This window comes from Mucilaginibacter sp. 5C4 (genome assembly GCF_034345625.1).
Classification (GTDB): Bacteria; Bacteroidota; Bacteroidia; order Sphingobacteriales; family Sphingobacteriaceae; genus Mucilaginibacter; species Mucilaginibacter aurantiaciroseus.
On the sequence record NZ_CP133775.1, the window covers coordinates 1391543 to 1406035 of the forward strand.

At 42.8% G+C, this 14493-nt stretch carries 14 protein-coding genes; 10 read left to right on the top strand and 4 right to left on the bottom strand.

Going from position 1 to position 14493, the window contains the following annotated elements:
• Positions 1-27: 27 nt before the first annotated feature.
• From RHM67_RS06455 to RHM67_RS06465, 3 genes are read right to left on the bottom strand one after another with little or no spacing between them, the layout of a single operon-like run.
• Entirely contained in the window at positions 28-543 is a 516-nt protein-coding gene (locus tag RHM67_RS06455) for a UpxY family transcription antiterminator (RefSeq protein WP_322231287.1), read from the bottom strand.
• 15 nt (positions 544-558) lie between these two features.
• Positions 559-2979: a GumC family protein gene (locus RHM67_RS06460; RefSeq protein ID WP_322231288.1), complete on the bottom strand. Its 2421-nt coding sequence runs from the start codon at positions 2977-2979 to the stop codon at positions 559-561.
• Entirely contained in the window at positions 2979-3752 is a 774-nt protein-coding gene (locus RHM67_RS06465) for a polysaccharide biosynthesis/export family protein (RefSeq protein WP_322231289.1), read from the bottom strand. Before RHM67_RS06465 ends, RHM67_RS06460 begins: the two co-directional genes overlap by 1 nt.
• Before the next feature lie 90 nt (positions 3753-3842).
• Here RHM67_RS06465 and RHM67_RS06470 point away from each other — a divergent pair, with 90 nt between their 5' ends.
• The 5 genes from RHM67_RS06470 to RHM67_RS06490 all read left to right on the top strand — a co-directional run bounded on the left by RHM67_RS06470 (position 3843) and on the right by RHM67_RS06490 (position 8526).
• Positions 3843-4589 carry a glycosyltransferase family 2 protein gene (locus RHM67_RS06470; RefSeq protein WP_322231290.1) on the top strand — a complete coding sequence of 249 codons (747 nt, stop codon included), beginning with the start codon at positions 3843-3845 and terminating at the stop codon, positions 4587-4589.
• 56 nt (positions 4590-4645) lie between these two features.
• The gene (locus tag RHM67_RS06475; protein ID WP_322231291.1) at positions 4646-5752 is read left to right on the top strand and encodes an MraY family glycosyltransferase; all 1107 of its coding nucleotides are present in this window, start codon (positions 4646-4648) and stop codon (positions 5750-5752) included.
• A gap of 54 nt (positions 5753-5806) precedes the next feature.
• Positions 5807-6805, top strand: a complete 999-nt coding sequence (gap, locus tag RHM67_RS06480; RefSeq protein ID WP_322231292.1) for a type I glyceraldehyde-3-phosphate dehydrogenase — start codon at positions 5807-5809, stop codon at positions 6803-6805.
• The gene (locus tag RHM67_RS06485) at positions 6802-7236 is read left to right on the top strand and encodes a GNAT family N-acetyltransferase (protein ID WP_322231293.1); all 435 of its coding nucleotides are present in this window, start codon (positions 6802-6804) and stop codon (positions 7234-7236) included. Before gap ends, RHM67_RS06485 begins: the two co-directional genes overlap by 4 nt.
• A 96-nt stretch (positions 7237-7332) precedes the next feature.
• Positions 7333-8526, top strand: a complete 1194-nt coding sequence (locus RHM67_RS06490; protein WP_322231294.1) for a phosphoglycerate kinase — start codon at positions 7333-7335, stop codon at positions 8524-8526.
• Positions 8527-8584: 58 nt separating this feature from the next.
• Here the strand turns inward: RHM67_RS06490 and RHM67_RS06495 are convergent, their stop codons facing one another.
• Positions 8585-9535: an endo-beta-N-acetylglucosaminidase H gene (locus RHM67_RS06495; RefSeq protein ID WP_322231295.1), complete on the bottom strand. Its 951-nt coding sequence runs from the start codon at positions 9533-9535 to the stop codon at positions 8585-8587.
• A gap of 229 nt (positions 9536-9764) precedes the next feature.
• Here RHM67_RS06495 and RHM67_RS06500 point away from each other — a divergent pair, with 229 nt between their 5' ends.
• The 5 genes from RHM67_RS06500 to RHM67_RS06520 all read left to right on the top strand — a co-directional run bounded on the left by RHM67_RS06500 (position 9765) and on the right by RHM67_RS06520 (position 14247).
• The gene (locus tag RHM67_RS06500; RefSeq protein ID WP_322231296.1) at positions 9765-11621 is read left to right on the top strand and encodes a CocE/NonD family hydrolase; all 1857 of its coding nucleotides are present in this window, start codon (positions 9765-9767) and stop codon (positions 11619-11621) included.
• A 103-nt stretch (positions 11622-11724) separates the two neighbouring features.
• Positions 11725-12141 (top strand): VOC family protein, encoded by a 417-nt coding sequence (locus tag RHM67_RS06505; RefSeq protein ID WP_322231297.1) that lies wholly within the window; start codon positions 11725-11727, stop codon positions 12139-12141.
• A gap of 64 nt (positions 12142-12205) precedes the next feature.
• The gene (locus RHM67_RS06510) at positions 12206-12628 is read left to right on the top strand and encodes a hypothetical protein (RefSeq protein WP_322231298.1); all 423 of its coding nucleotides are present in this window, start codon (positions 12206-12208) and stop codon (positions 12626-12628) included.
• A gap of 99 nt (positions 12629-12727) precedes the next feature.
• Positions 12728-13855, top strand: coding sequence for a glycoside hydrolase family 32 protein (locus tag RHM67_RS06515; RefSeq protein WP_322231299.1), 1128 nt, complete (start codon positions 12728-12730; stop codon positions 13853-13855).
• Positions 13843-14247 carry a GH32 C-terminal domain-containing protein gene (locus RHM67_RS06520; protein ID WP_322231300.1) on the top strand — a complete coding sequence of 135 codons (405 nt, stop codon included), beginning with the start codon at positions 13843-13845 and terminating at the stop codon, positions 14245-14247. The genes RHM67_RS06515 and RHM67_RS06520 overlap by 13 nt, the downstream gene beginning before the upstream one ends.
• The last annotated feature ends 246 nt before the right edge of the window (positions 14248-14493 follow it).

Here is a 14493-nt window from a genome sequence, read left to right on the forward strand (position 1 = left end):
GCCTTAACTTACAATTATTAATCGTAGCTAAAGCCTGTTAATTAAAGATGCTGCAACGTTTACGATTATTGAGCAGCCCAGGTTATTTAACCGTAACAATAGCTGCTTTTGTGACCGGTAAGCTATTATTTCGCCAGTGATACCTTTTAATGGGCCCGCTTTTATTGTTATTTTTTCTCCCGGCTGTAAATCCTCTTCGGTTACCTCTAATTCAAGGGAACTTGTAAGTAATAATTTAAGGTCGTTTATTTGCCTGTCGGGCATGGCGGCTACTTTTCCCGAAAAATATATAAAGCGGGCGATGCCTTTGGTCATTAAAACCGCGGCCTGTTCATGGTGTGCAATACGCACAAATATATACGATTTTAAAAGCGGTTCTTCCACCCATTTTTTCCTGTCGCTCCATTGTTTTAGCTTGCGGTTAAGGGGCAGGTAAGCTTCAACCCCTTTTTCTGTTAAGGCAGCGTAAGCCTTTTTTTCTGTGCGGGGGTGGGTGTAAACGGGATACCATTTAAGGTCACTACTACTTGCCGTTAAAGCCATATTGTAAAAGAACACTTATTTTTTAAACCAGCGGCTAAAATTCCACCACTTCTTTTTATCATCCTCTATATAATAGCCCGAACTTTCGTAACCGCTGTAATCAGAATAGTAATAATACTTGCCGTAATTTTCACCTGTAAAACGGGTGGTGTAATAACGCGAATGTAAAAGGTCTTCGGCAAAAGCATTTAATACTATTACCGTGTTATCCAGATTATACTCCTTCGCTATGCGCTGTGGTATTGTAGCGGCATAATATTTTGATTTGCCCGACCTTATCACAAATATGTTAATATCACTTGCCCGTATAAGCGGTATAGCATCAGATACCAGCCCAATTGGCGCGGTATCTATCATGATAATATCATAGCGTGTTTTAAGGTCTTTTATCAGCTCGTCCATTCGTGCGCTGTGCAGCAGTTCTGATGGGTTGGGAGGCACGGGGCCGGAGGTGATCAGGTCGAGATTTTCCTGCGCGGTTTTTATGATAATATCGTTAAGATTAGACTGCCTTGAAAGATAGGTGCTAAGGCCAACATCATTTGGTACCCTAAATGTTTTATGCAGTTTAGAGCGGCGTAAGTCAGCACCTATCAGTACAACCTTTTTATCTATCAGGGATAGCGTACTGGATAAGTTAATCGCAACAAACGATTTCCCCTCGCCTGCAACCTCTGATGTGATACAGATAACTTTGTTGTGTTTTTCGGCCGCTAGGAAGTTGAGGTTAGTACGTACCGACCTAACCGATTCTGCAAATATGGTTTTGGGCTTGCTTATGGCCAGTATCTGCGAGTTGTCTTCGTCAATTTTCTCGGGGAACTCTCTTATAACACCTAAGATAGGGATAGATGTGAGGCTCTCTACCGTTTCTTTATCGTAGATGTAAGGGTTTAGCATCCTTAATAAAACAATTAAGCCAAGGCCGGTGAGCACACCAAAAATTATTGCCGACCGATGGATGGCATGTTCATCCGGCGATACAGGGGATGCGTTAACTTCGGCTTTTTCCACAATGGTAGCGCCGGGCAAAATACCGGCACGGCTTATCTGGGCCGATAGCTTTTTCTCTTCGAGGTACGATAAAACCTTTTCGTTCACCTCATAAGGGCGGTTCAGGGCGATCAGGTCACGCTCGGCCACCGGGAAAACAGATATTTGCTTGTTCACTACCGCCAACTGCGACGTTAAATAATCATAATTGCGTTTTACACCTATATAGGTGGCATTTATGCTGTTTAAAGCGTTATTCTTTATTTGCAGTATCAACCGGTTTACATCCTGTACAGGCTGCGAGCTGTAATTGTAAGTTTTTAATAACTCGTAGCGTTGATTAAGCAAGTTATCCAGCTTTTCTATCAGCGCGGTAAGCGCGGGGTCAACGTCCTTACCTACATTGAAATTCAGGTTTACGTTATTTTTCTCTTTATCTATCTGTTCCTTTAACTGATCAATAGCTATTAACTGGAGCTTTAATATTGCCTGCTGAGATTCTATATCCTTAGCTTTCGCCAGGGCACTTTCGGCAGAGGTGCTAACCTGCATTAACTTATTTTTTTGCTTAAATTCCAGAATAGATTTTTCGGATCCCTTAACCTTGCTCGACAGGTATTCCAACTGCTCGTTAATGAAATTGATCATTTGCGTAGCCGATTGCGTTTTGCGGTTACGGTCGTAAAGCAGGTACTCCTTCATTACCGCGTTCAAAATATCGGCGGCAAATTTCGGGTTTGCATCGGTTTGCTGCAGCTGCAGTATATTGGAGTTTTTTGACAACTCGGCTGTGCGTAAACCGCCTCTTACACGGCCAAGAAGGTCTTCCGGCGTGTTGAATCTAAACAGATATACGGCGTTTGTAGCAATAGAATTCGACGCTTTTATGATGAATGTAGTTGGCCCGATAGTTACCGGGTCGTTATACCGGTAGGTATTTAAGATCTGTTTAGTACCGGCTTTATATAATAAATTGAACGTGCTTTTATTAACGGCCTTAAAGGTGATCACATTGCGTATGTAGTTTAAGCTATCAAACCGTAATGGCTGTATATCAAGCGGCTTTTCGGGATAGGTCTCGCTTGTTCTAACACGGCCTTCAATGTAAAAGCTTATGGGGTAGTTCAGATCTTTTATGGCCGCTAAAATTACTGTAGGGCTTTGTATAACCGATGTTTCGCTTTGTATTTTTGACGGGCCGCGATCCGAGGTTGTAATGGCCGTAGCAATATCAGATATTTCCGATTTTTTTTCTTCCAATTTCATGGTGCCCGACGTAGCATACGTTTTTGGGGTGTACCATAAATAAACATAAGAGCCTAACATAAAAAGCAGCAGCGACCCTGCTATCCAGTACCAGCGGCTAATCAATATTTTGCCTATTTTAAAATAGTCAACTTCTTGGTTAGGTAATTTTTTTACGATGTTGCCTATTTCTTCCATTACTGCCTGCTAAGGGTAAATATGATCAGCGCGGTATTTAACAATAGTAAGGCAGGTTGTACCCAAGTGTTAAAGCTTTGCAGGTTTTCGGAACGTATGGCGCGTTTATTTTGCGCCACGTAAATAATATCTCCGTTTTGCAGCATCGTTCTCGGGTCTGATAACGAGTTGATGTTGCTCAGGTCAATTTCTGCTACTTTACGGTCTTTATCCCTTCCGCGGATGATCTTCACGTTTTTTTCATTGGCAGCGGGTGTTAAACCACCTGCCTGCCCAAGTATTTCAACCAACGTGGTGTTGTCTTTTAATATTGGAAAATTCCCTGGCGATTTTACTTCTCCCAATAGCGTCACCTTTAAATTAACAACCTTCAATTCAATTATAGGGTCCTTTAAAAGGTTTTTACGATAAAGGTCTTCTATTAGTTTTGTAGCCTGCGTACGCGTTAGGCCTGCAACCTGTATGTGGCCAATGGCTGGTAAAGCAACAGTGCCATCTTCTTCCACCTGGAAAGTTTGGCCCTGTCCGGCGGTAGTAGTGCTTATGCCTGTACTCATGGGGGCTTCGTCTACTATATACTTCAGGTTTTGCAGGTTACGTATCTGTAATACGTCCTGTGGCTGTATTTGATAGCTTACCGTAGCCACAGGCTGCGACGTGGCGGTATCAACAACTGATGCCTTTTTTTCGAACAGTATCTGGTTTTGTTTGTACGAGCACGAGCTGCCTAACAGAACAATCCCAACAAAATAAATTAAGTATAAAGCACGCATATGGGGTAATTACTGCTTAATGTTACTAATAAATTAGGCAGCAATTTCAAAATTACATATTTTGGCACATAAATAAATTTATTTTCCGCAGTGCATGACTTTAAAATATCTGTAATAACCGTTTCCTTTAATGCTCAAAGCACAATTGAGCGGTCCATACAGTCGGTAATAAGCCAGAATTATGATAACGTTGAGTATATAATAATTGACGGCAGATCATCAGATAGCACAGTTTCAATAGCCGAAAAATATCGTGACCATATCAAAGTTTTAGTTTCGGAGCCCGATAAAGGGATCTACGACGCCATGAACAAAGGCATAGCTTTGGCCACGGGCGATGTTGTAGGCATCTTAAACGCAGATGATTTTTTTGCCAACGAGTATGTTTTAACTGTTGTTGTCGATGCTTTTAAAAATAACAATACCGCCATTGTATACGGCGACCTAAACTATATAAAACCTGACGGAAGCATTAGCCGTAAATGGGTGAGCGGCGAGTATAAAAAAGGTATTTTTAACCTTGGCTGGATGCCCCCCCATCCAACATTTTATTGCAGGCGCGAATTGTTTGGCCGCTTTGGTAATTATAGCCTCGCTTTTGGTACCGCTGCCGATTATGAATTGATGTTGAGATATATACACCGTAACCATCTGTCAACTTATTACGTAAAACAGGTATTGGTGCAAATGAGCATAGGTGGCGTAAGTAACCATAGTATTAAAAACAGGGCCCGTGCCTTATTATTTGACATGAAGGCGATGTATGAAAATAAGATATTTTACCCACCTATAACACTGATATTCAAACCATTAAGAAAATTAAAGCAATTCTTTTAATTGTGAATTTTATTGATACATTTGCGACATATAATTGCCCCTAACATTTATATATAATGCCCGAATATTTAAACACGTACTATTTCATATATTATTTATTAATGGTAACGTTTTCAGTTTTGATAACGCTGCTTTCTATCCCCTCAATTTTACACGTAGCACGCACCAGGCATTTATATGATGATGTTGGTCATTTCCGCAAACAGCATGACCACGGCATCCCACGTTTAGGCGGCGTAGCTATATTTGTAAGCTTTACCATCACCTTGCTTTTATTCAGCATAATTGATAAAACTATACCGGTTAGTTATTTGCTTACCGCCAGTATCGTATTGTTTATAATGGGCTTAAAGGATGATCTGTCCGGAGTAAACTCGAGTACCAAGTTTTTAATACAATTTATAGTAGCTACCATCCTGGTTATTTTAGGCGATATCCGTTTTACCAGTATGTATGGCGTTTTTGGTATTAATAATATCTCGTATGTTACCAGCGCAATATTATCTACCCTGTTTATCATCCTTATTATCAACGCTTTTAATTTAATTGATGGTATAGATGGATTGGCCGCCACTACATGTATTATAGTAAACGGCGCTTTTTCTATCCTTTTTATCTCTATGAAACATTACGAACTGGCAGCAGTATCGTTAACCATAGTAGGGGCGGTGTTTGGTTTTTTACGTTTTAATTTAACCCCCGCAAAAATATTTATGGGCGATGCAGGCTCGTTGCTTATCGGCCTCATATCAGCTATTATGGCTGTTAAATTTATCGAGCTTAATAAAATAAACGCAGCAGTTGCTACACCTACTATCATATCGGCACCTGCGTTAACCTTCGCTATATTAATGGGGCCAATATTTGATACGCTTAGGGTATTTACGTTACGCGTTATACAAGGTAAGTCGCCGTTCACGGCTGACCGTAACCACATTCATCATCGTATCTTAAGGCTTGGCTACACCCACCTGCAAACCACTTTTATATTATCGGGCATAAACATCCTGCTTATTATTATGGTGCTGGCATTTGCCGATCTGGGAAACTTTACGCTTATTTTACTTATTCTTTCGGCATCTATACTTTTTAACTGGGCTATCACATTCTTCCTGCGTTCAAAAGAGCGCGAGAGTTTATCAATGCGTAACCTGTTCGTATAGCATTTAGCAGCCTGTTTTATTTTGTTAGTTTTGCATCCTTAATTTTTATGTAAAATGAGGATCGCTATAAACGGTTTTGGCCGTATAGGCCGTATATTTCTAAGAACAATTCTGCTAAAGCCCGGTATCGAAGTAGTCGCTATAAACGACCAGGCCGATACCGCCACGCTTGCCCATCTTTTTAAATATGATTCTGTACACCGTGGGTTTAAAGGAACTGTCACTAATGATGACAATAACCTTTACATTAACGGCAATACCATAAAGGTATACCAGCAGGCCGACCCGGCTTTGCTGCCCTGGAAAGAACTAAATATGGATCTGGTGATAGAATCGACGGGTAAGTTCATCACTGAAGCAGGTGCTTCAAAACACCTTACAGCAGGAGCCAAGCAGGTTATAATATCTGCCCCCGCGGGCGATAAAAGTATCCCAACGGTTGTATTGGCCGTGAATGATGGTACGGTAGACCTGCGCTCGCCTATATTATCAAACGCATCGTGTACAACTAATAACGTGGCTGCCATGGTGAAAATACTGGACGATAACTGGCATATTAAAGACGGCTACATCACCACCGTACACTCTATGACGGGTGACCAAAACCTGCATGATGCCCCGCATAAAGATTTGCGCAGGGCAAGGGCGGCATCGGCATCTATTATCCCAACAACAACGGGTGCTGCAAAAGCTATCACCAATATCTTCCCGCATCTCGAAGGTCGCTTAGGTGGCGCGGGTATCCGGGTGCCGGTGCTTAACGGATCATTAACCGATTTTACCTGCAGCCTGGAGATAATGCCAACCGTGGCCGAAATAAACGCGGCGTTTAAAGCTGCTGCCGATGGCCCCATGAAAAATGTATTGGAATATACTGAAGATCCAATTGTATCTACAGATATTTTAGATAACCCGCACAGCTGCATTTTTGATGCGCAGCTAACATCGATAGTAGGGGGGCTTGTAAAAGTGGTGGGTTGGTACGATAACGAGATGGGATACAGCAGCCGCTTAGCCGACCTTGTTGAAGAAATTAGCCAGTTACCCGCATGATAAAGTTTATTACTGTCGGCGATGTGCTGCCATTGCGTAACGAGGTTTTACGCGAAGGTAAACTTACTTTAAACGAATGCCGTTTCCCTAATGATGATGCTGAAGGCGCTTTTCATTTAGGCTATTATAAGGATGAGGAACTGGCCTGCATTGCATCGTTCCACCCAATGGGGTATGAAGGTTTCGAGGGCAAGGCCTACCAGTTACGCGGTATGGCCACGGCCGAAAAGTATAGGGGCAAAGGTTTTGGCAATATGCTGGTGAACTTTGCTATTACCTACCTGCGCGGGCAAAAAGTAAATTACATTTGGTGCAATGCCCGCAAAAAAGCTGTCCCGTTTTATTTGGGCGTTGGTTTCGAGATTATATCGCCTGAGTTTGAGGTGCCCGGCATTGGCCCGCATCATGTAATGTATGTTAAGATACAATGAAGTTTTACGCAAAAGCAAACACCTTTTTAACTTTTGCGTTGGTGATTAGAATAAAATTGCCCATTTTGGCCCCGTTTGTAAATTATATAACATCATATGAAGACAGTAGATCAGATCAGTTTTAACGGTAAACGTGCGCTTATCCGTGTAGATTTTAATGTCCCTTTGGATAAGGACTATAATATTACCGATGATAACCGTATGACCGCGGCTTTGCCTACCATTAAAAAGATCCTTAAAGATGGCGGTGCCGTTATCCTGATGTCGCACTTAGGTCGCCCTAAAAATGGCCCAACCGATGAGTTTAGCTTAAAACACATAGTACCACACCTGGCCGATCTTTTAGGTCAGCAGGTTCAATTTGCCGATGACTGCATTGGCGAAGAAGCTGTAAAAAAGTCTAAAGAACTTGAAAAAGGCGAAGTGCTTTTATTAGAGAACCTGCGCTTTTATAAAGAAGAGGAGAAAGGCGACAAAGATTTTGCCGAAAAGCTTTCAAAACTGGGTGATGTATACGTGAACGATGCCTTTGGTACTGCTCACCGTGCACACGCTTCAACATCTATTATCGCGCAGTTTTTCCCGGATGCAAAAGTATTTGGTTACCTGATGGCCGCCGAGTTGAACAATGCCGAGAAGATCCTGAACGGCGCAGCAAAACCTTTTACCGCTATTATGGGTGGTTCAAAGGTGTCTGACAAGATAGAATTAATAGAAAAATTGTTAGATAAAGTTGATAACCTCATCATTGGTGGCGGTATGGCCTACACATTTGCCAAGGCAGATGGCGGTACAATTGGTACATCGTTGGTTGAGGCTGATAAGCTTGCCCTTGCCCTTAGCCTGGTTAAAAAAGCGAAAGAAAAAGGCGTAAACCTGCTTTTACCGGTTGATAATGTTATTGCGGATAAATTTGGTAACGATGCCAACACCGATATTGCCAAAACCGGCGAGATCCCTGACAATTGGATGGGTTTAGACATTGGCCCCGAAACAATTAAAATATTCAGCAAGGTAGTTGAAGAATCAAAAACTATTCTTTGGAACGGCCCAATGGGTGTGTTCGAGATGGAGAAGTTTTTAGTAGGTACCAAAGCCATTGCCGAAGCAGTAGCCAAAGCGACCGATAACGGAGCATTCTCGCTTATTGGTGGTGGTGATTCCGCAGCAGCTGTAGCCAAGTTTGACATGACCAAAGACGTTAGCTACGTATCTACAGGTGGCGGCGCTTTGCTTGAATATATGGAAGGTAAAGAGTTACCGGGTGTTAAAGCCATTAACGAAGACTAATATACACTACTTAATATGAAAAGGGCCGGCTTAATTAAGTCGGCCCTTTTCGTTTTTATTATGGCGTGTAAACGGTCGCTTGTCCGTAAAGTGCGTTTGAAATACCCGACAGGTAAGTATGCACATCAGTATTGGGCAAATTATAATACAGGTAGATACCGTAGCTGTTGTTTACAGTTTGGGTGGCTAAAGAAGAGGCAGTTGATGCACTGGTAGCTTGTATGTCAATAGCCGCGGGGCCTAAGTTGCTTTTGGCAAGGCCCGGCACGTTGGGTACCGAGTAACTGCCATAAACGGCATTCCAGCTGTAATTTACTTTTGAACCAACGGTAACACCATTATAACTTAATCTTGATGCTGCGGGGCCGTAATAGTAAAACGAAATGATTTTATTAGGCATTAACTGGCGCAACGCGGTAACAAGGTATACAAACGAGCTGGAGTTGGGCTGGCCGGTTCCATTGTTGCCGTAGTCGGCATATTCATCATCAAAATCAATTCCATCGAGGCCGTAAGTAGTAACAGCATTACTAAGCTGCTGAGCAAATTCCTGCGCCGCCGCCTGATTAGGGAAATTGCAAATACCCGCTCCCTGGTGATTACCTAAAACAGATAAAAGCACTTTAATGCCCTTAGCCTGGAGGCTTTGTATATACGTAGCTTTATTATTTAAAACATTGGTAACCTGTGTGTTGAAAAATAATTGCGCCTTTTGTGTTGAGGTGTTATAGTTAATGTTTGCAGCAAAAATAATTGCGATATCAAATAGCTGCTGCCCTGTAGCAAGCTTGTATTTGCCCACATTACGAATATCGTTGTTATTTACCTCAACATAACATACTCCTTTGGGGCCGCTTACCCCAATGGCATCGGTGCTTTTTCGTGTCGCGATAGTAGCTGTTTCGTCGGTTGTTGTCTGCGGCACAGCATCTTTTTTACAGGATGACGCGATCACCAAAAACAGGCCAACAAAAATTTTGGTCAATGGTAGTTTAATTGTTGCTTTCATAATCGTTATTATTTGGTTTATAAATTTAACTGGTTACACAATGCTAAGAACAGTTACAGACCGGGCGGCTTCACTGTTAGGGTAATAGTTGAACGTCTGTTAGTTATCAGTTGTTTTATAAAACTTATCCCTAATATGGTAGAAGAGTTTAATTAGGTAACGCTAATGCCTATATCTGGTATAATGATTTTGTTTTATTTCTTACATTTATACCTTATTTAACCACAAAATGAAGAAAACTTTATTATTAGCTTTCTGCTTTATACTCTCGGCTTTCAGCTCTTTCGCGCAAAGCGATGCCGCTTATATCAAAGAGAACTATACCAAGTTTGAATACCAGGTCCCGATGCGCGACGGCAAAAAGCTGTTCACGTCGGTATATGTACCAAAACATCAGACTAAGAAATATCCCATTATGATGGACCGCACCTGCTACAGTGTCGCTCCGTATGGGGTTGATAAATATAAAGGCGGCCTTGGCCCCTCAAGCCAGTTTACGCACGATGGATACATATTTGTTTACCAGGATGTGCGCGGCCGCTGGATGAGCGAAGGCATCTACGAAGAAATGACGCCCGAGTTGGAAGTCCACAAAACTAATAAAGATGTTGATGAAGGAACCGATACTTATGATACCATCGACTGGCTGATCAAAAACCTGCCAAATAACAATGGCAAGGTAGGGGTATGGGGTATCTCTTATCCCGGCTTTTATACTACTACAGCTTTGCTAAGCCGTCATCCGGCATTAGTCGCCGCATCACCGCAGGCACCAATTGCCGATCTGTACCGCGATGATACATTCCATAACGGCGCTTTTATGCTGGTGGCAAACTTTGGTTTCTACCCCGGCTTTACCAACAGGCAGGATGATAAACCAACCCAACGCCGTGCAAAAGGCTTTAACCCGGGTACCGAGGATGGCTACAAATTCTTTTTGGATATGGGCAGCATGCGCAACTCTAACGTAAAGTACTATAAAGATACCATCCGCCTGTGGAACGAAATGATGGATCACCCTGATTACGACCAGCACTGGAAAGATCGTAACGTATTAACCCACCTGCATGATATCAAGACGGCGGTACTGGTTACCGGAGGATGGTATGATGCAGAGGACTTATATGGCGCCATCAACACCTATAAAGTATTAGCTAAAAAGAACCCTACCACACCTGTTTACTTCGCTATGGGCCCGTGGGTGCATGGCGGCTGGGCACGCGGCAACGGCGACCATTTAGGCGATGCAGACTTTGGCGGCCCTACAGGTCCGTTTTACAGGGAGAAGATAGAGTTCGCATTCTTTAGCCATTACCTTAAAGGTACCGACCTGGATATTGCAAAGGTTAACACTTTTGAGACCGGCATAAACCAATGGAAAACTTACAAAGCATGGCCGCCGGTCGAAGCACAGGAGAAAAACCTATACTTGTTACCGGGTGGCAAGCTATCTTTTACCGCCCCGGTTTCACCAAAAAACGACTTTAAAGAGTTCGTATCCGACCCTATGAACCCGGTGCCGTTTATTGATGGTATAGACTTCGATATGAAACGGGAGTACATGACCGCCGACCAACGCTTCGCCGAAAAACGCCCGGACGTACTTACCTACAAAACCGAAGTGCTGGATAAAGACATTACCATTGCAGGCAACATTTGGGCAAACCTAAAAGTGAGCACCACCGGTACCGATGCCGACTGGATAGTGAAAGTTTTAGATGTTTACCCCGATACCGCGAGCGCTAATAAATTTACAGGTAAGGATGTGAAAATGGCAGGTTACGAGCAAATGGTACGCAGCGAGGCCATGCGTGGCAAATACCGCAACAGCTTTAGCAAACCAGAGCCATTTGTACCCGGCAAAGTAACCCCTGTAAACTTCGAGTTACAGGATGTGCTGCATACCTTTAAAAAAGGCCACCGCATAATGGTACAGATCCAAAGCACCTGGTTCCCGCTGATAGACAGGAACACCCAGCAGTTCCAGGATATTATGAAAGCCAAAGATACCGATTTTAAAAAGGCCACCCACAAAGTATATAGCTCAAAATTAAATCCGAGTTATTTGAAAGTGAGGGTGTTGTAAGTAATTCTGTTAAGACGCGAAGTGTCGCGTCTCTAAGCATCAAATATATTATTGTAGAGGCGCGATACTTCGCGCCTCTTTTCACGTTATATAAATAACCCCCATGCAATCCCCCATCAATATCACCGCCATCCAACACATCGGCATCCCGGTAACGGATGTAACAGCCTCGCAGACGTTCTACGAACGCCTTGGTTTTGCCAATGTAATGCAGGCAGGTTTTACAGATGGCGGCAAGCCCGGCACCTGTATAATGATGCAGCGCGACCAGATGGTGATAGAACTTTACCAGCTCCCCGAGCCGGGCTTATCAGAGATCCGCACACGCGGTAACGGGCATATCGACCATGTGGCATTTAACGTGCCGGATATTGATGAAGCTTTTGCTACCGTTAAACAAGCGGGCTTCAACATCATAGAACCTGAGCCGGTATTCCTGCAATTTTGGGCTAAGGGATGCAAGTATTTTAATATTACCGGACCGGATGGCGAACGGTTAGAATTTAACCAGATCCTTTAATCTTATCTACCCATGCTGTAGCATTCGATAGGCACTATACGTAATACATACAAACAAACCTATTATGTATAAGAAACTATTTTTAGTATTAATGCTGGCTGTAAGCCTGTCGGCATGTAAGAAAAGCGAGAACAAATCGGCCTGTGGTACACAAATCTGTACAGCAGTATTTGCAGTCGTTAACTTTTCATTTACCGATGCCGCGGGGAAACCAACGGAAATTAAAGATGTAACATTAATAAATGTGCGTACGGGTAAAGCTGTGCCGGCTACATCTTATGCGGCTACCGTAAATATGGTACCAGGGGCCATAATTGTGGCTACCGATGAAACCAAAAGCGCGTTCTCTACCGAGGGCGACGATATCCGTATAACGGCTACAAGTGTGGCAACCGGCAAAACCAAACAGGTTACCATTAAAGTATCCGGCGGGTGCAATTGCCATGTTGCCAAAGTATCGGGCGTTGATACTATAAAATTCGACTAACAATTTCATACTATCCTTGTTACAATTCAGTTTATAGTACTTAGCTTTAGCACACCAATACACATGCTTTAGCATACCCCAAACTGAATTGTAACATACATGGATATTAAAAGAATTTTACTTACCGGCTGCTTTATTTTAGTGGCAACAGCATCGCAAGCACAAAAAGTAACCCCAAAACTATACCACGAACAATACCGTTTACAGGCACACTTTTCACCTAAAGAAAAATGGACTAACGACCCTAACGGGATGGTATATTATAAAGGTACTTACCACCTCTTCTTCCAGTATTACCCCAAGGGCACTGTTTGGGGGCCAATGCACTGGGGCCATGCAGTTAGTAAGGATATGATCCATTGGAAACAACTGCCAATCGCTTTGTATCCCGATAAACTGGGTTACATCTTTAGCGGCAGTGTGGTGGTTGATGAAAATAACACCTCCGGCCTTGGCACAAATGATAAGCCCGCCATGGTAGCCATATTTACCCACCACGACCCAAAAGGGGAGAAGGCGGGTTCATCTGTCTACCAAAATCAAAGCTTGGCTTACAGCCTTGATGAAGGCACCACCTGGACAAAGTACACCGGCAACCCGGTGCTTAAAAACCCGGGTATAAAGGACTTTCGCGACCCTAAAGTGTTCTGGTATGCAAAGGATAAAAAATGGGTGATGAGCCTGGCTACTAAAGACAGGATAACCTTCTATTCGTCGCCAAACCTTAAGGACTGGACAAAAGAAAGTGATTTTGGCCAGATGCTGGGCGCGCACGGCGGCGTTTGGGAGTGCCCGGATCTGTTCCCGCTGAAACTGAACGGTAAAGAATACTGGGTGTTATTGGTAAGCATCAACCCCGGTGGCCCAAATAAAGGCTCGGCTACGCAATACTTTGTAGGCCATTTTGATGGTAAAACCTTTACGCCAAGCAGTAACCAAACCAAGTGGATAGATTACGGGCCCGATGATTACGCTGGTGTAACCTTTGGCAATACCGGCAGCCGCAAGGTGTTTTTAGGCTGGATGGGAAACTGGCTTTATGCTAACCAGGTGCCAACCGTAAAATGGCGCAATGCCATGACCATACCACGTGAGCTATCTTTAAAACTAACTGCGGGTGATATTTTCCTAACCTCAAACCCTGTTGAGGAATTGGACAAGATCGTAAACAAAACCATTAAGGTTGATGCATTGCTTTTGGCTAAAAAAACAATGTGTTTTCGGTAATCAAGCAAACGCCATCGCAATATGTCCTAAAGTTTAATACTAAAGCGGTAAAGGATTATTCGGTGATACTTTCTAATGCCACCGGCGAAAAATTAGTGGTAGGCTACGATGCTAAAAACAGCCGTTATTATATTGACCGTACAAAAGCCGGGCAAAGCACTTTTAGTAAACAATTTGCAACCGTTACCTATTCGCCCAGGATCTCGCTATCGCCTACATCAAATTTCGAATTGTTGGTTGATGCATCATCCTTAGAGTTGTTTGCCGACGGCGGATTAAGCAATATGACGGGCGTAGTCTTCCCTAAAAAGCCATACACCCGTTTAAGTATTGTAAACAATGGCATGGAAATAGAAAAGCTGCAAATACAGCCGTTAAAATCTATTTGGTAGTATCGCTGTCCCGCTTATTATTACACAATACATCTTAAATATATAAAACATTGATTATTAATATTTTATATATTTAAGTTTTGTAAAAGAATAGGTGACTTAAAAACTCATCTAATTCATTGTCAAATAGTTAATTAATTTTTAGGGTGTCCCACTTATTTCTGAATGGGACGGAATGGGACACCTTGTTTTTTAGGATTTATTTGACAATTAACCACTCTAAAAGCGCCTTACATTAGTACTGCT

Coding starts and splice junctions, on each gene's coding strand:
- RHM67_RS06490 (WP_322231294.1), top strand. CDS start 7,333: ATGAAGACAGTAGATCAGATCAGTTTTAACGGTAAACGTGCGCTTATC.
- RHM67_RS06465 (WP_322231289.1), bottom strand. CDS start 3,752: ATGCGTGCTTTATACTTAATTTATTTTGTTGGGATTGTTCTGTTAGGC.
- RHM67_RS06460 (WP_322231288.1), bottom strand. CDS start 2,979: ATGGAAGAAATAGGCAACATCGTAAAAAAATTACCTAACCAAGAAGTT.
- RHM67_RS06495 (WP_322231295.1), bottom strand. CDS start 9,535: ATGAAAGCAACAATTAAACTACCATTGACCAAAATTTTTGTTGGCCTG.
- RHM67_RS06475 (WP_322231291.1), top strand. CDS start 4,646: ATGCCCGAATATTTAAACACGTACTATTTCATATATTATTTATTAATG.
- RHM67_RS06510 (WP_322231298.1), top strand. CDS start 12,206: ATGTATAAGAAACTATTTTTAGTATTAATGCTGGCTGTAAGCCTGTCG.
- RHM67_RS06455 (WP_322231287.1), bottom strand. CDS start 543: ATGGCTTTAACGGCAAGTAGTAGTGACCTTAAATGGTATCCCGTTTAC.
- RHM67_RS06515 (WP_322231299.1), top strand. CDS start 12,728: ATGGATATTAAAAGAATTTTACTTACCGGCTGCTTTATTTTAGTGGCA.
- RHM67_RS06485 (WP_322231293.1), top strand. CDS start 6,802: ATGATAAAGTTTATTACTGTCGGCGATGTGCTGCCATTGCGTAACGAG.
- RHM67_RS06505 (WP_322231297.1), top strand. CDS start 11,725: ATGCAATCCCCCATCAATATCACCGCCATCCAACACATCGGCATCCCG.
- RHM67_RS06500 (WP_322231296.1), top strand. CDS start 9,765: ATGAAGAAAACTTTATTATTAGCTTTCTGCTTTATACTCTCGGCTTTC.
- gap (WP_322231292.1), top strand. CDS start 5,807: ATGAGGATCGCTATAAACGGTTTTGGCCGTATAGGCCGTATATTTCTA.